At 63.9% G+C, this 18,842-nt stretch carries 14 protein-coding genes and 1 pseudogene; 12 read left to right on the top strand and 3 right to left on the bottom strand.

The window, feature by feature from the left end:
* The first annotated feature begins 12 nt into the window (after positions 1–12).
* The 4 genes from LGR44_RS07970 (at position 13) to LGR44_RS07955 (ending at position 5,970) form a co-directional block, all read left to right on the top strand.
* The gene (locus LGR44_RS07970; protein WP_226739097.1) at positions 13–900 is read left to right on the top strand and encodes a MurR/RpiR family transcriptional regulator; all 888 of its coding nucleotides are present in this window, start codon (positions 13–15) and stop codon (positions 898–900) included.
* On the top strand, positions 900–2,243 hold the full coding sequence (locus tag LGR44_RS07965; RefSeq protein WP_226739095.1) for an aspartate aminotransferase family protein: 1,344 nt from the start codon (positions 900–902) through the stop codon (positions 2,241–2,243). Before LGR44_RS07970 ends, LGR44_RS07965 begins: the two co-directional genes overlap by 1 nt.
* Before the next feature lie 48 nt (positions 2,244–2,291).
* Positions 2,292–3,266 carry a TAXI family TRAP transporter solute-binding subunit gene (locus LGR44_RS07960; protein ID WP_226739093.1) on the top strand — a complete coding sequence of 325 codons (975 nt, stop codon included), beginning with the start codon at positions 2,292–2,294 and terminating at the stop codon, positions 3,264–3,266.
* Between the two features lie 82 nt (positions 3,267–3,348).
* Positions 3,349–5,970, top strand: coding sequence for a TRAP transporter permease (locus tag LGR44_RS07955; RefSeq protein WP_226739091.1), 2,622 nt, complete (start codon positions 3,349–3,351; stop codon positions 5,968–5,970).
* A gap of 42 nt (positions 5,971–6,012) precedes the next feature.
* On the opposite strand, the gene LGR44_RS07950 is transcribed toward LGR44_RS07955, so the two are convergent.
* Positions 6,013–7,074: a LacI family DNA-binding transcriptional regulator gene (locus LGR44_RS07950; RefSeq protein ID WP_226739089.1), complete on the bottom strand. Its 1,062-nt coding sequence runs from the start codon at positions 7,072–7,074 to the stop codon at positions 6,013–6,015.
* A 331-nt stretch (positions 7,075–7,405) separates the two neighbouring features.
* On the opposite strand from LGR44_RS07950, the pseudogene LGR44_RS22100 reads away from it, so the two are divergent.
* The 8 genes and pseudogenes from LGR44_RS22100 to LGR44_RS07915 form a co-directional block, all read left to right on the top strand.
* A pseudogene (locus LGR44_RS22100) lies at positions 7,406–7,831 on the top strand (ATP-binding cassette domain-containing protein); the annotation flags it as partial.
* Between the two features lie 198 nt (positions 7,832–8,029).
* Complete coding sequence (locus LGR44_RS22095; RefSeq protein ID WP_449871009.1) at positions 8,030–8,857, top strand: ATP-binding cassette domain-containing protein; 828 nt, start codon at positions 8,030–8,032, stop codon at positions 8,855–8,857.
* Positions 8,854–9,852 carry an ABC transporter permease gene (locus LGR44_RS07940; RefSeq protein ID WP_226739085.1) on the top strand — a complete coding sequence of 333 codons (999 nt, stop codon included), beginning with the start codon at positions 8,854–8,856 and terminating at the stop codon, positions 9,850–9,852. The genes LGR44_RS22095 and LGR44_RS07940 overlap by 4 nt, the downstream gene beginning before the upstream one ends.
* Positions 9,853–9,910: 58 nt before the next feature.
* Positions 9,911–10,861, top strand: coding sequence for a substrate-binding domain-containing protein (locus LGR44_RS07935; RefSeq protein ID WP_226739083.1), 951 nt, complete (start codon positions 9,911–9,913; stop codon positions 10,859–10,861).
* Between the two features lie 116 nt (positions 10,862–10,977).
* A complete protein-coding gene (locus tag LGR44_RS07930) occupies positions 10,978–12,054 on the top strand; it encodes a sugar phosphate isomerase/epimerase family protein (protein WP_226739082.1) in 1,077 nt (358 codons plus the stop codon).
* Positions 12,055–12,058: 4 nt separating this feature from the next.
* Positions 12,059–13,234, top strand: coding sequence for a Gfo/Idh/MocA family protein (locus LGR44_RS07925; protein ID WP_226739080.1), 1,176 nt, complete (start codon positions 12,059–12,061; stop codon positions 13,232–13,234).
* Positions 13,235–13,363: 129 nt separating this feature from the next.
* A complete protein-coding gene (locus tag LGR44_RS07920) occupies positions 13,364–13,771 on the top strand; it encodes a Fur family transcriptional regulator (RefSeq protein ID WP_226739078.1) in 408 nt (135 codons plus the stop codon).
* A gap of 201 nt (positions 13,772–13,972) precedes the next feature.
* Positions 13,973–14,425 carry a Fur family transcriptional regulator gene (locus tag LGR44_RS07915; RefSeq protein ID WP_226739076.1) on the top strand — a complete coding sequence of 151 codons (453 nt, stop codon included), beginning with the start codon at positions 13,973–13,975 and terminating at the stop codon, positions 14,423–14,425.
* A 79-nt stretch (positions 14,426–14,504) separates the two neighbouring features.
* On the opposite strand, the gene LGR44_RS07910 is transcribed toward LGR44_RS07915, so the two are convergent.
* Positions 14,505–17,594: an efflux RND transporter permease subunit gene (locus LGR44_RS07910; protein ID WP_226739074.1), complete on the bottom strand. Its 3,090-nt coding sequence runs from the start codon at positions 17,592–17,594 to the stop codon at positions 14,505–14,507.
* Positions 17,595–17,604: 10 nt separating this feature from the next.
* Entirely contained in the window at positions 17,605–18,738 is a 1,134-nt protein-coding gene (locus tag LGR44_RS07905; RefSeq protein ID WP_226739072.1) for an efflux RND transporter periplasmic adaptor subunit, read from the bottom strand.
* Between the last annotated feature and the right edge of the window lie 104 nt (positions 18,739–18,842).

Below are 18,842 nucleotides of genomic sequence, written 5' to 3'. Positions count from 1 at the left end.
AATCTCCGCCCCATGGACCCTGCTCCCCTGACAGCCAAGATCATCGCCGCCTTTCCCGATATGCCGGCGCAGCTTCAGACCGCCGCGAGGTATGTTCTAGAAAGTCCGGATGACGTGGCCCTCCTGTCCATGCGTGAGCAGGCCAGACGAGCGGGCGTGCAGCCTGCCACCATGACGCGTCTGGCCAAGCGGCTCGGGCTCGCCGGGTACGACGACATCCGGGATCTCTATGCGCAGGCCATCCGCGAGGGAGGCTTGAGCTTCGCCGGAAAGGCAGGAGCTCAGGTCGCCAGCCAGAAGGCCAAGGGCGAGCAGGCGCTCGCGGCCGAGATGGTAGCGTCCCTGACAGCCCAGATTTCGAGGCTCGGAGAGCCGGAGGCGCTGGAAAGGCTGTCCCGGGCGGCGACGCTCCTTGCATCCGCTCACCGGATCTATTGTCTCGGGTTGCGTTCGTCCCATCCCGTGGCTTGGCACATGACCTACGTGCTCTCGCTGCTGGGCGAGAAGGCGGTTCTTTTGGACGCCGTGGCCGGAGTGGGCGCGGACCCCATCCGGATGGCGACGGACAAGGACGCGCTCTTCGCCGTCAGCGTCGCCCCCTATACCCGCGCCACGATCGACATGGCCCGCTACGCCCGGACGCAAGGCATTCCCATCGTGGCGATCACCGACAGTGCCGTGTCGCCGCTGGCGCAGGTCGCCCGGATCGCCGTTCTGGTCTCCACGGAGGGACCTTCCTTCTTCCATGCCATCACGCCGGCCTTCGTCGTGGGCGAGATCCTGGCGGCTCTCGTCGCCGGACAAGGAGGGGAGGCATCGCTCCAGGCGCTCAGGCGAACGGAAGACCAACTGACCGCCTTCAACATCCACTGGTCGCCGCAGGACGACAGGAGAACCTGATGAGCCGCATCCTTCACCGCCAAATTCACACGCCCCTGCCGATAGCCGTCGGGGGCAAAGGGGTCGAGCTGTTCGACGCCGAGGGGCGCTCCTACATCGACGCTTCGGGCGGGGCGGCCGTTTCCTGCCTCGGGCACGGACATCCCGATGTGACGGCTGCTCTTCACGCCCAGGCCGACAAGCTGGCTTATGCCCATACCAGCTTCTTCACCACGGAACCGGCAGAGGCCCTCGCAGACCGTCTGATCGAGGACGCTCCCAAGGGAATGTCCCACGTCTACTTCGTCTCCGGCGGCTCGGAGGCCGTGGAAGCCGCGCTCAAGATGGCACGGCAGTACTTCGTCGAGCTCGGCCAGCCGGAGCGGCGGAACGTCATCGCCCGGCGCCAGAGCTATCACGGCAACACTCTTGGCGCCCTCGCCACCGGCGGCAATGAATGGCGCCGAACCCAGTTCCGCCCCCTGCTCGTCGAAACCCACCATATCGACCCGTGCTTCGCCTACCGGTTTCAGCAGCCGAACGAGAGCGATCAGGACTATGCGGCTCGCGCCGCGCAGGCGCTCGAAGACAGGATCCTCGAACTCGGCCCAGAGACGGTCATGGCTTTCGTTGCGGAAACCGTCGTCGGCGCCACGGCGGGGGCCGTGCCGCCTGTTGCCGATTATCTCAGGCGCATCCGCGCCATCTGCGACCGCTACGGCGTTCTCCTCATCCTGGACGAGGTCATGTGCGGCATGGGCCGGACCGGCACTCTCCATGCCTGCGAGCAGGATGGGGTCGTGCCGGACCTCATGACCATCGCGAAAGGGCTCGGAGGCGGCTACCAGCCCATCGGGGCGGTGCTGCTCGGGCGGCATATCTTCGATTCGTTCGCGAACGGCTCCGGCTTCTTCCAGCATGGCCACACCTATCTCGGCCATCCCATGGCGTGTGCCGCCGCCCTTGCCGTACAGGAAGTTATTCGCCGCGACGGTCTCCTCGGCAACGTAAGGGAAATGGGCGCCCGGATGACCCGCCGCCTCGGGGAGCGGTTCGGCAACCACCCCCATGTTGGGGATATTCGCGGCCGCGGCCTCTTCATGGCGGTCGAATTGGTGGAGGACCGCTCGACCAAAGCGCCCTTTGACCCTAAAGAGAAGCTTCACGCGCGCATCAAGCGTGAAGCGATGGCGCGGGGTCTCATGGTCTATCCCATGGGCGGAACGATCGACGGAGCCCGAGGCGACCATGTGCTGCTGGCCCCGCCTTTCATTGTCGATGAACAGATCGTCGACGCAATCGTGGAGCGCTTGGGAGATGCCGTGGACGCGGCTCTCGCAGGCGTCAAACTGAAGGCCGCTTGAAGGCCGGCGCTGACCGGTCCTCAGGAGGCCTCGCAAGAGGGAAACGAAATGAACGTTTTGACGAAATCGCTGGTCGGCGTCGCGACCGCCGCCCTGACTTTCACGGCCATTCCGGCTCAGGCCCAGCAGAAGTTCGTGACCATCGGCACCGGCGGCGTGACCGGAGTGTACTACGCGGTCGGCGGCGCCATCTGCCGTTTGGTCAACAAGGACCGCAAGGACCATGGCCTGCGCTGCTCGGTCGAATCGACCGGCGGCTCCGCCTACAACGTCAACACCATCAAGGCCGGTGAGCTCGACCTCGGCCTTGCCCAGTCGGACGTGCAGTACAACTCCCTCAAGGGTGAGGGCGCCTTCAAGGACAGCGGTGCCTTCGGCGATCTGCGCGCGGTCTTCTCGGTCCACCCGGAGCCCTTCACGGTTCTGGCCCGCAAGGAAGCCAACGTTTCCGACTTCCAGGATCTCAAGGGCAAGCGCGTGAACGTCGGCAATCCCGGCTCCGGCACCCGCGCTTCCATGGAGCAGCTGCTCGGCGCGCTCGGCTGGAAGCTGTCGGACTTCTCGCTCGCCTCCGAGCTGAAGGCCGACGAGCACGGCCCCGCCCTTTGCGACAACAAGATTGACGCCTTCTTCTACGGCGTCGGCCATCCTTCGGCGAACATCCAGGACCCGACCACGACCTGCGGCGCCAAGCTCGTCTCGATCACGGGACCTGCCGTCGACAAGCTCGTGGCCGAGAATCCCTACTACGCCAAGGCGACGATCAAGGGCGGCCTCTACAACAACAACCCGCAGGACACGAACACCTACGGCGTGCTTGCGACGGTCGTGACCTCGGCCAAGGTTCCGGAAGAGACCGTCTATCAGATCACGAAGGCGGTGTTCGAGAACTTCAACGAGTTCAAGTCGCTCCACCCGGCCTTCGCCAATCTCGAGCCCGAGAAGATGATCAAGGACGGCCTTTCCGCTCCGCTCCACCCCGGCGCGGCCAAGTACTACAAGGAAAAGGGCTGGCTGAAGTAAGCTGGTCATAAGCTGGAAGCCTACTAAAATGGGGGCGGCTCAGGGCCGCCCCTTTACCTTGTCCGGACCAAGGATAGAGATCATGTCGACAACCGAGAAAACCGCGATCGCCCCTTCCGCGGAGCTGGAACAGCTCGTCGCCGAGGCCGACACGGGAGGGCGCAAGCCGACAGGTTACGCCGCCGCCCTCATCACGGGTGTCGCCATCGCGTGGTCCCTCTTCCAGATCTGGTACGCCTCGCCGCTGCCCTTCGTGCTCGGCTTCGGCATCTTGAACGACACGGAAGCGAGATCCATCCATCTCGGGCTTGCGCTCTTTCTGGCCTTCACGGCCTATCCGGCCTTTCGCTCGTCCCCCCGCTCCTACGTCCCCGCATTCGATTGGGTGCTCGCCGTCGCGGGTGCCTTCGCCGGGGCCTATCTCTTCCTGTTCTACCGTGATCTCGCAACCCGCCCCGGTCAGCCGATCCTGATCGACCTCGTGACGGCGGGAGCGGGCATCCTCCTTCTTCTGGAGGCGACACGCCGGGCTCTCGGCATGCCGATGGTGATCGTCGCCTCGGTCTTCATTCTTTTCACTTTCGCCGGCCCCTACATGCCGGATGTGTTGCTGCACAAGGGTTCTTCGATCTCGAAGTTCCTTCAGCATCAGTGGCTGACGACCGAAGGCGTGTTCGGTATCGCTCTGGGCGTTTCCACGAGCTTCGTCTTCCTCTTCGTGCTGTTCGGCACGCTGCTCGACAAGGCGGGGGCCGGCAACTGGATGATGCAGATCTCCATTGCCCTTCTCGGCCATCTTCGGGGCGGACCGGCCAAGGTCGCCGTCGTTTCCTCGGCGCTCAACGGGGTCGTGTCGGGCTCCTCCGTTTCCAACGTCGTTTCGGGCGGCATCTTCACGATCCCGCTCATGAAGCGGACCGGCCTTTCCGGCGTCAAGGCAGGCGCCATCGAGGCGGCGTCGTCCATCAACGGACAGATCATGCCGCCCGTGATGGGTGCCGCCGCATTCCTCATGGTGGAATATGTCGGCATTCCCTATGCGCAGATCGTGACGCACGCCCTCCTGCCGGCCATCGCATCCTACATCGCACTTCTCTACATCGTGCATCTCGAGGCGCTGAAGATCGGAGCAAAGCCGATCCCGCGCGAGCCCATGCCGGCGAAGATGAGACTGCTGCGCACCGGCCTCGGACTCAGCGGCTCGGTAGTGGTGCTCTGCCTGCTCTATTACGGCGTCATCGGCGTCCAGGCGGCCTTCGGAGACGGCTCTCCGTGGATTCTCGGCGCTGCAGCACTCCTGGTTTACATTGGAACGGTCGCCTATGCGGCACGCTTTCCCGATCTCGAGCTCGACGATCCGAACACGCCGATCATTACGCTTCCTCGCGCCTGGGAGGTGACCCGGACGGGTCTGGATTTCCTGATCCCGCTGGTCGTCCTGCTGTGGTGTCTGATGGTCGAGGAGATGTCCCCCGGGCTGTCCGCCTTCTGGGCGACGCTGACGATCATCGGCATCGTCGCCACCCGGCGCCCGCTGCTCGCCCTGTTCCGGCGCCAATCCGTCGGCGTCGCGATGAAAGCGGCCTTGGCCGATCTGATGGAGGGCTTCGCGGTCGGCGCCCGCAACATGATCGGCATCGCCATCGCCACGGCGACGGCCGGCATCATCGTCGGAACCGTGACCTTGACCGGCCTCGGCCTCATGATGACCGAGGTCGTCGAGTTCATCTCCGGCGGCAACGTCATCATCATGCTCATCCTGATCGCCGTCATCAGCCTCATCCTCGGCATGGGCATTCCGACGACGGCCAACTACATCCTGGTCGCCACTCTCATGGCTCCGGTGGTCGTGGAGCTCGGTGCCCAGGCAGGACTGGCGATTCCATTGATCGCGGTCCACCTCTTCGTCTTCTACTTCGGCATCATGGCCGACATCACCCCACCCGTTGGCCTGGCCTCCTTCGCGGCGGCGGCGATTTCGCGCGAGGATCCGATCGCAACCGGGTTCCAGGGGGCGTTCTATGCACTGCGGACGGCTCTCCTGCCGTTCATCTTCATCTTCAACCCCGCCATGCTGCTCATCGGGGTGCAGAACTGGGCCGATGCCGCCCTCATCATCGGGGTGAATATCGCGGCGATCCTCATCTTTTCGGCCGCCACCATGAACTACTTCGTGACCCGCAGCCGGCTGTGGGAAAGCGCCGTTCTCCTCATCGTGTGCTTTGCCCTGTTCCGCCCGGACTGGTGGCTCAACCAGGTTCATCCGGCGACGGTGGAGGCGCCTGCGAGCGAGCTGATGACGGAAGTGGCGCAGGCGCCCGCCAATCACCGCCTCGCCTTCGTGGTCGAGGGAATGACCATCGAGGGCGACGATGTGCGCAAGACCGTCAGCCTGAACCTCGGCGAGCAGAAGCCGACGCCGCAGGAGCGTCTACGGGCCGCTGGCCTGACCGTTGTCGGTCTTGGCGGACAGCTCACGATCAGCAACGTCGCCTTCGGATCCTACGCCAAGCGCGTCGGGCTGGAGCCCGGCTATCAGGTCGTGGCCGTCATCCAGCCGGCTCCCGGACGCCCCTCCACCGTCTGGGTCTATGTTCCGGCCTTTGCGGTGGTGGGGCTGATCTGGTGGCTCCAGAGGCGGCGGGCGAGAACCGCTCATGATGCCGCCGCTGCCCCGGAACTTGCGGTCAGACACACCACCTGATGCCTCGGCCCTCGCCGGTGAGTGGGCGGGGACAGTTTCAGATCAGCGAAGGGCAGCGACGCTGTCGCGAATGATCAGGTCGGTCTTGAGGCGGATGCGCTTGGGCGCCATGCGCCCCTGCAGGAGGTCGATCAACGTACTGGCTGCAGCCTGCCCCAATTCCCGCCGGGGCTGGTGGACCGTCGTCAGGGCCGGTTGGGCTGCGGCCGCGAACTCTATGTCGTCGAAGCCGGCCACGGATATGTCGTCAGGCACACGCAGACCTGCGGAACGCAGGGTCCGCACGAGCCCGATCGCCATTTCGTCGCTGGTGCAGAATACGGCCGTCGGCCGCTCGGGCTTGGCGAGCAGGAACTGACCGGCCTGCGCTCCCGAATCAAGGGTGTAATCCCCCGGAAGGACGAGGGCAGGATCGAACGGGAGATCCCAGGCCCGCAAGCCTTCGCGGTAGCCTTTGAAGCGCTCGTGCTCCAGCACGTTCTCGGGCGGGCCGCTGACATAGGCGATGCGCCGGTGTCCGAGCGAGGCGAGGTGCTGCGTCATCCGACGGGCCGCGGCCCGGTTGTCGATCTCGATCTGAGGAATGTCCGCGCCTGGAATGGCCTCGCAGAGCGCGACCAGAGGGATGTTGAGGTTGGCAGGCGTCCCCTTCCCGTCTCTGCTCTGCCCGAAGAGGTGCCCATTGAGGAGAATGGCGCCATCGACCCGCCCCGCCGCCGTGAAAGCCGCGAAATGCGCCTCCTTTTCGGGGGAGCCGTCGAGATCGCTGATGATCATGCCGTAGCCGGCATCGAAAAGCGTCTCCTCGATGCCGCGCAGGATCCTGGAGAAGAACGTGTTCGCCAGGTCGGGCAGAACCACGAGCACCATGTAGGTCTTCTGCGAGCGCAGTGAACGCGCGGCGGGATTGGGCACGTAGCCGGTCTTCGCGATGGCATCGAACACGCGCGCGCGCGCCTCGGGAGAGACCCGATCCGGAGTCGCCAAGGCTCGGCTCACGGTCGCCGTCGAGACGTCGGCCAGCCGCGCGACGTCCTGGATCCGCGCAGCGCGCGCTTGGCCGTCGCCGGGCCTAAGCCTGCGTTTTTGTCCGATTTCGTCCATCGCCCTTTCCCACAGGCGCTCCTGTTTGACAGAGGCAACCATTGCGGTAAAGTGAATGTAATCGTTTACATGGGAGCGTTGTCAAACCCTGCACCGCTCTCAAGCCATCGAAGCGTCCCGCAAGAGGACGCAGACACATCTGGAGGAAACGAATGCCGGCTCTTGCGTCTTCAGGCTGATCCGTAGCGGCGCATTCGCGCCCGATTGAGCGTTTTCGGAAACCGAAAGCGGCCCATCCGTTCGAAACGGTCCGGAGCAGTCCATGGCCTCTGTTCTTCGCGCAGACAACATTTCGAAATCCTTTGGTCCCATCGAGGTTCTGAGCGGCATTTCGCTCGACCTGAGGCCGGGCGAAGTCCATGCGGTCATCGGCGAGAACGGTGCGGGCAAGTCGACCCTGATGCGCATCCTTTCGGGGCACCTCCCGCCAACGAAGGGCAGCCTCTTCCTGAACGATCAGCCGACCACCTTCTCGGGGCCCGTCGACGCCGAGAACCGAGGGATCGTGCTCGTCCACCAGGAAATTCTGCTCGCGGAGGATCTGACAGTCGCACAGAACCTCTTCCTCGGACGCGAGCTGCGGCGCTTCGGTTTCGTGGACGACAGGGCGATGCGGGAGCAAACCCGCGCGGCTCTGGCGGAGCTCGGCTCCTCCATCGACCCCGACCGGGAGGTGCGCCGCCTCTCCATCGCCGACCGGCAGCTTGTCCAGATCGCCCGTGCCCTTCTCGTGCCGCACAAGGTGGTCGCGTTTGACGAGCCGACTGCCGTCCTCACCCCGATCGAGGCCGAGAGCCTCTTTCAGATCATCCGCCGGCTGCGAGCCCAGGGCGTGGCGATCCTCTACATTTCTCATCGTCTCAACGAGGTGAAGGCGGTTGCGGATCGAGTGACCGTGCTCCGCGACGGCCGCCTCGTCACCGTCCGGGACATCGAGGGGCTCGAGCCGCTGGAAATGGCGCGCCTCATGGTGGGGCGGGACATGTCCAAACTCTATCCCGACAAGCCCTTGACCGCTTCCGACCAGGACATTCTCTCCGTGCGGAACTTGGTCGTGCCGGGCTATGTGGAGGACGCCTCGTTCACGCTCCGCCGTGGCGAAATCCTCGGATTTGGCGGCCTCATCGGCGCCGGGCGCACCGAATTGTTCGAGGGCCTCGTCGGCCTTCGTCCCAGCCATGGCTCGATCGCCATCGATGGCCGCAACGTTCATTTCCGCGATGCGCGCGAAGCCATGGCCGCCGGTGTCGTCTACCTGTCGGAGGACCGGAAAGGCAAAGGCCTCCTCCTTCAGCAGGACCTGCGGGTCAACCTGACCCTGGCTGCGTTGGACAAGTTCGGGCGTGGCTCGTTCATCGACGTGCCCGCCGAGGAAAGAGCGCTGGATGCGGCCGTGAGGGATTTCGACATCCGCGCCCGACGGCGGGACCTGCTGGCCGGGCAGCTCTCCGGCGGGAACCAGCAAAAGCTTCTTCTTGCGAAGATGATGCTGGTGGAGCCCCGCATCGTCATCATCGATGAGCCGACCCGAGGGGTCGATATCGGGACGAAGGAGCAGATCTATCGCTTCATCGCATCCCTGGCCGAACAGGGTCGATCCGTCATCGTCATCTCCTCGGAGATGCAGGAGCTGATCGGCCTGTGCCATCGCGTTCTCGTCATGCGCAACGGGCGGATCGCGGGTGAGGTGGCTCAGGCCGAGCTCTCGGAAGATGCAATCGTCTATCTCGCAACAGGCGTCCACGAGGAAAGGGCGGCGGATATCGCCGCAGGCCATGCATGACCGAAACCGTGCTTCGCACCACCCCTGAAAAGCGCAGATTCACTGTCGACATGCGGGCGCTCTCGCCATTCATTGCGCTGATCGTCCTCGTGATCGCGGGCGCACTGATCAATCCGGATTTCCTGACCGCGTCGAACATCCTGAACGTGGTGACGCGCTCGGCATTCATCGCCATCATCGCCGTCGGCGCGACCTTCGTGATCGCCGGGGGCGGCCTCGACCTTTCCGTCGGCTCCATGGCGGCGCTCGTTGCCGGCGTCATGATCCTGACCCTGAACAATCTCGGCGGCGGCGATATGGGAACGCTGGCGATCGGCATGGCCGCTGCCATTGCCCTGGGCGCCGCCTGCGGCCTCGCGAACGGCCTCATCGTCACATTCGGCCGGATCGAGCCCTTCATCGTGACGCTTGGCACCATGGGCATTTTCCGCTCGCTGGTCATCTGGCTCGCGGCCGGCGGCACCATCACCATGCGCAGTTCGGAGTTGCGCGAGCTCTATCGCCCCGTCTACTTCGGCGACATCGCCGGCATTCCCGTGCCGATCATCGCCTTTCTCGTGGTCGCTGCGATCGGTGCCTTGATCCTCTACAAGACGTCCTTCGGACGCCACGTGATCGCCCTCGGCTCGAACGAGGACGTGGCACGCTACTCGGGCGTTCCGATCTGGCGGGTCCGCACGCTAACCTATGTCATTCAGGGCATCTGCGTCGGCATCGCGATCCTGGTCTACGTGCCGCGCCTGGGATCGGCCACCCCCACCACAGGGCTGCTCTGGGAGCTCCAGGCCATTACGGCGGTCGTCATCGGCGGCACGGCGCTGCGCGGCGGCATAGGGCGTGTCTGGGGCACCGTCGTCGGCGCCATCATCCTGGAGCTCGTCGCCAACATCATGGTCCTGTCGAACTTCGTCTCCGAGTTTCTCGTGGGCGCGGTCCAGGGTGCCATCATCATTATCGCCATGCTCGTGCAGCGCTCTCTTCAGCGCGGGCGATGAAGCCGGTCGGGGTCCACCGGAAGCAAGAAGGACTCAGCCAACCCTCAGGGAGGAAAACATGAGAGGAAAGGCACTGAAACTGGCAGCTGCAGCAGGCCTCTTCGCCGGGTTTGCGACGGGCGCCTTCGCTCAGCAGAAGAACGTGACCATCGGCGTCTCCATTCCGGCCGCGACTCATGGCTGGACCGGCGGTGTCGTCTATCACGCGCAGGAAACCGCCAAGCAACTGGAGAAAACCTATCCGGGCCTGAAAGTCGTGGTGAAGACCTCGCCCGACGGCGCGTCCCAGGCCAATGCGCTCGACGACCTGTCGGCGCAGAATATCGATGCGCTCGTCGTCCTGCCCTTCAACTCGGACGAGCTCACGAACCCGGTCGGCGAGGTCAAGAAGCGCGGCACCTTCATCACCGTCGTGGACCGCGGCCTCAAGGATGCCTCGATCCAGGACATCTACGTGGCGGGCAACAACCCGGAATTCGGCCGTGTCGCCGGCAAGTACTTCGTCGACAACCTGAAGGAAGGCAACGTCGTGGTCCTCCGCGGCATCCCGACCGTGATCGACGAAGAGCGCGTCACCAATTTCGAGAAAGCCGTCCAGGGCTCCGGCGTGAAGGTCATCGACAAGCAATACGCGAACTGGAACCGGGACGACGCCTTCCGGGTGATGCAGGACTACCTCGCCAAGCATCCGAAGATCGATGCCGTCTGGGCATCGGACGACGACATGGCGCTGGGCGTTCTGGAAGCCATTCGGCAGGCGAAGCGGGACGACGTCAAGTTCGTCCTCGGCGGCGCCGGCATGAAGGACATGGTCAAGCGTGTCATGGACGGGGACAAGATGGTGCCGGCCAACGTGTCCTATCCTCCGGGAATGATCGCGACCGCGATGTACGTGACCGCGGGACAGTTCTTCGCCAATGCTCCGATGCGCGGCACCTATGTGATCAATGCCGAGCTGATCACGAAGGACAACGCGAAGAACTTCTACTTCCCCGATTCACCGTTCTAACCGGCTCGTCTCTCGCCCTTTCCCACGGGAAGGGGCGAGGACAACGGTAAGGCGCCGATGACCGCAGTGGCGACTTTCCCTTGTCCTTCAATATCAAAGCCCCAGGGAGTTAGCCCATGAAAACCATGAAGGGTCCAGGCCTTTTCCTTGCCCAGTTCGCAGGCGACGAGGCTCCGTTCAACTCGCTGGACTCGATCTGTCGCTGGGCGGCGGCACTCGGCTACAAAGGGGTGCAGATTCCCACATGGGACGCTCGCCTCTTCGACCTGAAAAAGGCGGCCGAGTCCGACACCTATTGCGACGAGATCCAGGGCATCGTCCAGAGTCATGGCCTCGACATAACCGAGCTGTCGACCCATCTGCAGGGCCAGCTCGTTGCGGTTCACCCTGCATTCGACGAGGCATTCGATGGGTTTGCGGCTCCCGAGGTGAGAGGCAATCCGAAGGCACGGCAGGCCTGGGCCGTCGAACAGATGCTCATGGCGGCGCAGGCCTCCAGGCGTCTTGGCCTCACCGTCAGCGTGTCCTTCTCGGGCGCCCTCGCCTGGCCCTTCGTCTATCCCTGGCCGCAGCGGCCGACGGGTCTCATCGAGACCGCCTTCGAAGAGCTGGGACGGCGCTGGCGCCCCATCCTCGATGCCTATGAGGATGCAGGCTGCGACGTCGCCTACGAGATTCATCCTGGGGAAGACATCCACGACGGCGCGACCTTCGAGCGCTTCGTCGACGCGGTTGGCGGCCATGCCCGCGCCTGCATCAACTACGATCCCAGCCACTTTCTGCTGCAGCAGCTCGACTACGTCGCCTTCATCGATCTCTACCACGACCGCATCAAGGCCTTCCATGCCAAGGACGCGGAGTTCAACCCCACGGGCCGTGTCGGCGTCTATGGCGGGTACGAGAGCTGGATCAATCGAGCCGGACGGTTCCGGTCCCTGGGAGACGGACAGGTGGATTTCAATGCCATCTTCTCCAAGCTGGCCCAATACGATTACGATTCCTGGGCCGTTCTCGAGTGGGAATGCGCCTTGAAGCATCCGGAGGACGGCGCGCGCGAGGGCGCCGAGTTCATCAGGAATCACATCATCCGCGTGACGGAGAAGGCGTTCGACGACTTCGCCGCCGGCGGAACGGACGAGGCCGCCAACCGGCGGATGCTCGGCATCGAAACAATGCGTGCGGCCGCGGAGTGAGACGATGACGATTACCGCATCTCAGGATCAAAAGCTGAGCCGCCGCCTCCGTCTCGGCATGGTCGGCGGCGGGCGCGGGGCTTTCATCGGTGCGGTGCACCGGATCGCGGCCCGGCTGGATGATAGATGGGAGCTCGTCGCGGGCGCCCTTTCCTCGGACCCGGAGCGCGCCCGTGTGTCGGGAGAGGACCTCCTTCTGAAACCGGATCGCGTCTATGGCGACTTCAACGAGATGGCGCGCCGGGAACGGCGTCTGAAGGACGGGATTGATGCTGTCGCCATCGTGACGCCGAACCATGCCCACGCCGCTGCCGCCCGTGCCTTTCTCAAGGCCGGCATTCATGTGATCTGCGACAAGCCCCTCACGACCACGAGGCGGGAGGCCGATCAGCTCGCGAAGCTCGCCCAGGAATCCGGTCTGATCTTCGCGGTGACCCATAACTACACAGGATACCCGCTGGTGCGTCAGGCCCGGTCCATTGCGAAGGAAGGCCAACTCGGCAAGATCCGGGTCGTGCAGGTGGAATATGCCCAGGACTGGCTTGCCACCCGCACGGAAGAGACGGGCAACAAGCAGGCGGAGTGGCGGACGGATCCGGCCCGGTCCGGCCCTGCCGGGGCGGTCGGCGATATCGGCACCCACGCGTTCAACCTGGTCGAGTTCATGACCGGCGACGAGGTGACGTCTCTTTCTGCCGAGTTGCACACCTTCGTGGAAGGCCGCAGGCTCGACGACAATGCGCACATGATGCTGCGCTTCGCCTCCGGCGCCCGGGGCATGCTCTGGTGCAGCCAGGTTGCGTCGGGTCAGGAGAACGGTCTGCGCATCCGGATCTATGGAGAGAAGGCGGGTCTCGAATGGCACCAGGAGAATCCCAACCTGCTGGTGTTTTCGCCTCTCGGAGAGCCACCACGGCTCATCCGCCGCAACGGTGCCGGGGCGAACGACATATCGCGCGCGGCCTCCCGCATCCCGGGAGGGCATCCCGAAGGGTATCTCGAGGGCTTCGCGCAGATCTACACCGATGTGGCCGAGCAGATCGCGGCGCGTCTCGAGGGACGGGATCCCGATCCGCTCTCGCTCCAGGCCCCCACGGTCGAGCACGGGGTCAGGGGCGTCCGCTTCATCGATGCCGCCGTCCGCTCCTCTCAGAGGAAGGCGGCCTGGGTCGACCTCTGATCGACCGTTCCGGACGAGTCCCGCAATCGCTCTTGCCACGGTGGCGGGTCTCCGTCAGGAAGACCTGAGGATGCTCATTCAAAAATGGCCGGTTGGAGCCTATATGATGAGCATCGCAGGTGGAAATCGATGGCGCCGACACATCACAACCATGCCGTAGACGAGTTGAACGAGACGCAGAAGCGCGTCTATCGGATCCTGGTCGCCGCTCAGAATCCGCTCTCGGCCTACGAGGTTCTGGATCGGATGCGGTCGAAGGGCGCCGTTACGCCGCCGACGGTCTACCGTTCCCTCGACAAGCTCATCGAGAAGGGACTGGCGCACCGACTCGAGAGCCTCAACGCCTATGTCACCTGCAGCCATCCTCACCATCACGACATGGCAGCCTTTGCCATCTGCGAGGAATGCGGATCGGTGAAGGAATTCACCGACTCGCAGATCAGCGAGCGCCTGTCTCACTGGAGTGACGCCCACGCGTTTTCCCCAAAGAAAGTCACCGTTGAGGTCAGGGGACTTTGCGAAACCTGCGCAAAGTAGAATAGCGGCACTTTTCCCGAAACTTCTTTCCGGCACCGGATGTTAGTGCCGATTCCGGCGATCCGGGCGCGCTTTCCGACAAGCACGCGTGGCTGCATTCATCTGCATAATTGCAAGTAGAAATTGCAACGATACCACATTGTGCAAGCCAGGCTTTACCTATATGAACATATAGGATTCGTAGTAACAGGAGCCAGGTTCATGAGTGCCCGAGCCCTCAAGAAAGAGGAAGAGGAAAATCTCCTCCGCCGCGCCGACGATTTGTGCCGCGAGAACAATCTGCGGCTGACGCCCATCCGTGAGCGCGTTTATCGCGAACTCGTCCAGAGCGGGGGACCGGTCGGGGCCTATGACCTCGTCGACCGCCTGAGCAGCGACAAGAAGCGCCTTGCGCCGGTGACGATCTACCGGGCCCTGGATTTCCTGCGCGACGCCGGCCTCGTGCATCGGCTTGCGACGCAGAACTCCTACATCGTCTCGCACGGTCAGCCGGAAGTGAATGCGATGAAGGTCATGTTCGTCTGCACGAAGACCGGGGAGACGGTCGAGGTCCACTCGACCGAAGTCGCCGAAGCGGTCCGAAAGGCTGCGGAGCAGGCAGGCTTCAAGAATCTGTCGCCCTTCATCGAAGTCGAGGGCGAGATTTCCCGCTAAAAGATCAGGGCAGGTGCCGGCAAGGCCCTGCCCTTTTAAATACCAGAATCGAAAGGCCGGGCATTGCCCGGCCTTTTTCTTATTCGGCTGCGAGAGCAGGGTGTCGGACCTGCGGCTCGCCCGCATGCTCGACCCTCTTCGTCTCCCGCGAGATGAAGGTGTAGAACATCGGCACCACGAAGAGGGTGAAGATCGTTCCGATTGACATGCCCGACGCGATCACCAGGCCCATGGAGAACCGGGCCGCCGCACCCGCGCCGCTGGCATAAAGGAGCGGAGCCACGCCGAGCACCATGGCCGCGGTGGTCATGAGGATCGGGCGCAGACGGACGCGTGCCGCCTCCTCGATCGCCTCGCGCCTGCTGACACCGTGCTTCTCCTTCAAGTCGTTGGCGAACTCGACCATCAGGATGCCGTGCTTGGTGATCAGCCCCACCAGGGTGATCAGGCCGACTTCCGTGTAGATGTTCAGGGTCGCCAGGCCGAGATTGAGGAAGATCATCGCGCCGAACATCGAGAGCGGCACCGACATCATGATGATGAAGGGATCCCGGAAGCTCTCGAACTGCGCCGCGAGCACGAGATAGATCACGATGATGGCCAACCCGAACGCCAGCAGGATCGAGCTTCCCTCCTGGACTTCGAGGCGGGACTGACCGGCATAATCCTCATAGAAGCCCTGCGGCATCACCTCCTGGGCAATCGAACGCAGAACCTGAAGCCCCTCCGACGTCGTCACGCCCGGCAGAGGAAGCGCCGAGAGCGTGGCCGCGTTCAGCTGGTTGAACTGCTCGATGGCCGCAGGCGCCGCATCGGTCTCGATCCGCACCAGAGCCGAGATCGGCACCATGGAGCCGTCGGCCGCGCGCACATAGTACTCTCCCAGGCGCTCCGGATTCAGGCGATCGATCTGACGCACCTGGCTGATGACGTCGTAGCTCCTGTTGTCCCGGTCGAACTTCGAGATCGGCGCACCGCCGACGAGGGCCCCGAGGGTATTGCCGATCTCGCTGACCGGCACGCCGAGTGCCGCCGCCCGGTCGCGGTCGATGATGATCCGCGCGCGGGGCGTCTGATAGGTCACCGAGTTCTGGACCACGATGAACTTTCCGGACTGCATCGCCCGCTGCTTCACCTGCTCCGCGACCTCGTAGGCCTGGGACGGATCGCCGATCGTCCGTAGGACATACTGGATTGGGAGGCCGCCGCCCGCGCCGGGCAGGGACGGTGGCGCGAAGACGAAGGCCTGAACACCTGCGTTCTCGTTCAGGAGGTTCTGAATCTCCTGCTTGGTCTCGGCACCCTTCTTCGTGCGCTCGCTCCACTCCTTGAGCTTGAAGCCCACGAAGCCGCCGCCGCCACCGTCGATGCCGATGATGAGGAAATTGTCGTCGATCTCCGGAATCTTCTCGGCCGCGTTCGTGAACTGCGCCGCAAAGGCCTGGGTGTATTCCGGCGTGGCGTATTGCGGCACGTTGACGATGCCCAGATAGGCACCCTGGTCCTCCTCCGGAGCGAGTTCGAAGGGGGTCTTGACGAACATGAAGGCCGTGGTCCCGAGGAGCGCCGCCACGATGAGCAGCGTCACGGGCCGGTAATCGAGCGACCCCTTCAGGCGCCGTGCATACCAGTTCTCCACCTTCGTGAAGGTCCGATCCACGAAACCGGCGAAGCCGCGCTGTCCGCCATGGCCGTGAGGCTTCAGGAGCTTCGAGGACATCATGGGCGACAGCGTCACGGCGATGATGCCCGAAATGATCACCGACCCCGCTAGGGTGAAGGCGAATTCCCGGAACAAGGTGCCGGTGAGGCCTTCGGTGAAGCCGATCGGGGCATAGACCGCCGCGAGCGTGATCGTCATCGACACGATCGGAAGGAAGATCTCCTTCATGCCGACAATGGCCGCATCGATGGGCTTCAATCCCTCCTCGATATGGCGGTGGATGTTCTCCAGCACCACAATGGCGTCGTCGACGACGAGGCCGATGGCCAGCACCATGGCGAGCAGGGTGAGCAGGTTGATCGAGTAGCCCAGTGCGTAAAGGACGAAACAGACGCCGACCAGCGACAGCGGGATCGTCACGATCGGGATGAGCACCGAGCGGAAGGACCCGAGGAAGAGCAGGATGACGACGATAACGATGAGCGCCGCCTCGCCGATGGTCTTGAACACCTCCTCGATCGAGGCCGAGATGAAGTTCGACGCATCGTAGACGATCTGAACCGTCATGCCTTTCGGCAGGGTCGGGCGGATCGTGTCGATGGCCTTCGTCACCTCTTCGGCCACGGTCAGCGGGTTGGCGGCCGGCGTCGGCGTGATGCCGATGAAGGTGCCTTCCTTGCCGTTGAAGCTGACCTTGGTGTCCGTGCTCTTGGGCCCGAGCTCGACGTCGGCGACGTCGCTCAAACGCACGACCTGGTCGCCGTTGGAGCGGATCGGGAGCGTGGCGAACGACTCGGGCGTCTGGAACGTCGTCTGCATTTCGAGCGCATAGGCGACGTATTCGTTCTTGGTCTTTCCGGGCGCAGCCAGGAAGTTGCTGGCGCGGATTGCGGCCACCACGTCGCCGGCCGTCACCCCGCGGGCGGCAAGGCGGACCGGGTCAATCCACACCCGCATGGAGAAGTCGCGGCCGCCGAGAATGTCGGCGGAGCCGACGCCTTCCAGGGTCGCGAAGCGGGGCTGCACGACGCGCGTCAGGAACTCCGAGACCTGCTCGGGATTCATCTCCGAACTGGCGAAGGTGATGTACATCAGGGCGAAGGTCTGACCGGTGCCCTTCACGATGACCGGATCCTCGGCGTCGGCCGGCAGCTGAGCGCGCACCTGCTGCACCTTGGAGGTCACCTCGGTCAGCGCCGCGTTCGGATCCGTATTGAGGCGCATGCGCACGGATACGGTGCTCAGGCCGAGGCGGCTCTGCGACGTGACGTAGTCCACGCCCTCGGCGCTCGAGACCGACTTCGCGATGGGCGTGCTGATGAAGCCCTGCATCAGATCGGCGCTCGCACCCGTGTAGGTGGTCGTGATCGTGATCGTGGTTTCCTCGACCTCCGGGTACTGGCGCACCTGCAGGTTCATCAGGCCCTGCGCACCGAGCAACAGGATCAGGAGGCTCACCACCATCGAAAGGACGGGGCGGCGGATGAACAGTTCTGTGAAGCTCATGGCTTTATGCCTATTGTCCGTTCGCGAGCTTGGTCGCGTCGAACTTGGTCACATCGATGGAGTTGTCGATCTTGACGGTCGCTCCCGCCTGAAGCTTGTTCTGCCCCGAGGCGACGACCTGTTGACCGGGCGCGATCCCTGACAGGATCTCGAGAGAGCCTCCACGGCGGCGGCCGGTCTTCACGAAGACCTGCTTGACCACCTGGACCGGCTGACCCGCCTTCTCTTCCTGCTCGATCGTATAGACGTAGTCCCCGTACAGGCTCGTGATGACAGCCGTCTGTGGCACGGTGATGACATCCGGCTCCGGCGGCAGGACCGCTTCCACGTGCAGGAACTGGCCCGGCAGGATCGCGCCGTCCTTGTTCTCCTCGACGAGGGCCTGAACGGCGACGAGCCGCGTCTTGGGATCGACGCGCGGGTCCTTGCCGACGACCTTGCCCACGAAGGGAAGGTCGCCCTCGGTCATGCCCAGTCGAACTTCCTGGCCAAGCTGGATGCTGCTCGCGAGCTGTTCCGGAACGGTGAAGTCGACCTTCATGGACTGAAGGTCCTGGAAGCTGGCAACCGTCGTGCCGGGCTGCACGTACTGCCCGACATCGATGCGGGGAATGCCGATCACGCCGGAAAACGGCGCCTTGAGAGCCTTCTGCTCGATGATCGCCTTGGCGCGCGCCTCCTGCGCACGAGCGGTCGCGAGCTGGGCCTGGGTCTGATCGAAGGTCGCCTCTGCCGCATAGCCGCGGGAGGCCAAGGTCTTGGAACGCTCGAAATTGGCTTCGCTCAGCCTGACCGTCGCCTGCGCATTCGCGAGATCGGCGCGGTCCACCGCATCGTCGATCTGGACCAGAACCTCGCCCTGCTTCACCCGCTGGTTCGGCTTGAAGTTGATCTCCTTGACGAGGCCGCCTGCCTGGACGGCGAGTTCGACGCCGTTCGCGGCCTTGGCCGTACCGATGGCGTTGATGCCCGGCGTCCATGTCTTCGCCTCGACCTTGGCCGCCGACACAACCTGCGCGGGCTGCTGCATGTTGGCGAAGAAGTTCTGGATCATCTTGTCACGGAAGAAGTTGAACCAGATCAAGCCGGCGCAGAGTCCAATCGCGAGGATGAAGACGAGGGAGACTACGATGCGCCGTTTCATGGGACTTTTCCGATATTCCGAAGTCCGGGCCGACCGGACCTATATGTTCATGGAGGCAGGCCCTTAGCTCAACTTGCCCTTGACGCCAAGGCCGCGGAACCTTT

This window comes from Microvirga lenta (assembly GCF_020532555.1).
GTDB lineage: Bacteria > Pseudomonadota > Alphaproteobacteria > Rhizobiales > Beijerinckiaceae > Microvirga > Microvirga lenta.
This window is presented reverse-complemented; position numbering and strand designations above follow the sequence as displayed.

What these genes read in the sequence shown, in the direction of transcription:
- LGR44_RS07970 (WP_226739097.1), top strand. Translation starts at nt 13, where the DNA reads ATGGACCCTGCTCCCCTGACAGCCAAGATCATCGCCGCCTTTCCCGAT.
- LGR44_RS07965 (WP_226739095.1), top strand. Translation starts at nt 900, where the DNA reads ATGAGCCGCATCCTTCACCGCCAAATTCACACGCCCCTGCCGATAGCC.
- LGR44_RS07960 (WP_226739093.1), top strand. Translation starts at nt 2,292, where the DNA reads ATGAACGTTTTGACGAAATCGCTGGTCGGCGTCGCGACCGCCGCCCTG.
- LGR44_RS07955 (WP_226739091.1), top strand. Translation starts at nt 3,349, where the DNA reads ATGTCGACAACCGAGAAAACCGCGATCGCCCCTTCCGCGGAGCTGGAA.
- LGR44_RS07950 (WP_226739089.1), bottom strand. Translation starts at nt 7,074, where the DNA reads ATGGACGAAATCGGACAAAAACGCAGGCTTAGGCCCGGCGACGGCCAA.
- LGR44_RS22095 (WP_449871009.1), top strand. Translation starts at nt 8,030, where the DNA reads ATGGCGCGCCTCATGGTGGGGCGGGACATGTCCAAACTCTATCCCGAC.
- LGR44_RS07940 (WP_226739085.1), top strand. Translation starts at nt 8,854, where the DNA reads ATGACCGAAACCGTGCTTCGCACCACCCCTGAAAAGCGCAGATTCACT.
- LGR44_RS07935 (WP_226739083.1), top strand. Translation starts at nt 9,911, where the DNA reads ATGAGAGGAAAGGCACTGAAACTGGCAGCTGCAGCAGGCCTCTTCGCC.
- LGR44_RS07930 (WP_226739082.1), top strand. Translation starts at nt 10,978, where the DNA reads ATGAAAACCATGAAGGGTCCAGGCCTTTTCCTTGCCCAGTTCGCAGGC.
- LGR44_RS07925 (WP_226739080.1), top strand. Translation starts at nt 12,059, where the DNA reads ATGACGATTACCGCATCTCAGGATCAAAAGCTGAGCCGCCGCCTCCGT.
- LGR44_RS07920 (WP_226739078.1), top strand. Translation starts at nt 13,364, where the DNA reads ATGGCGCCGACACATCACAACCATGCCGTAGACGAGTTGAACGAGACG.
- LGR44_RS07915 (WP_226739076.1), top strand. Translation starts at nt 13,973, where the DNA reads ATGAGTGCCCGAGCCCTCAAGAAAGAGGAAGAGGAAAATCTCCTCCGC.
- LGR44_RS07910 (WP_226739074.1), bottom strand. Translation starts at nt 17,594, where the DNA reads ATGAGCTTCACAGAACTGTTCATCCGCCGCCCCGTCCTTTCGATGGTG.
- LGR44_RS07905 (WP_226739072.1), bottom strand. Translation starts at nt 18,738, where the DNA reads ATGAAACGGCGCATCGTAGTCTCCCTCGTCTTCATCCTCGCGATTGGA.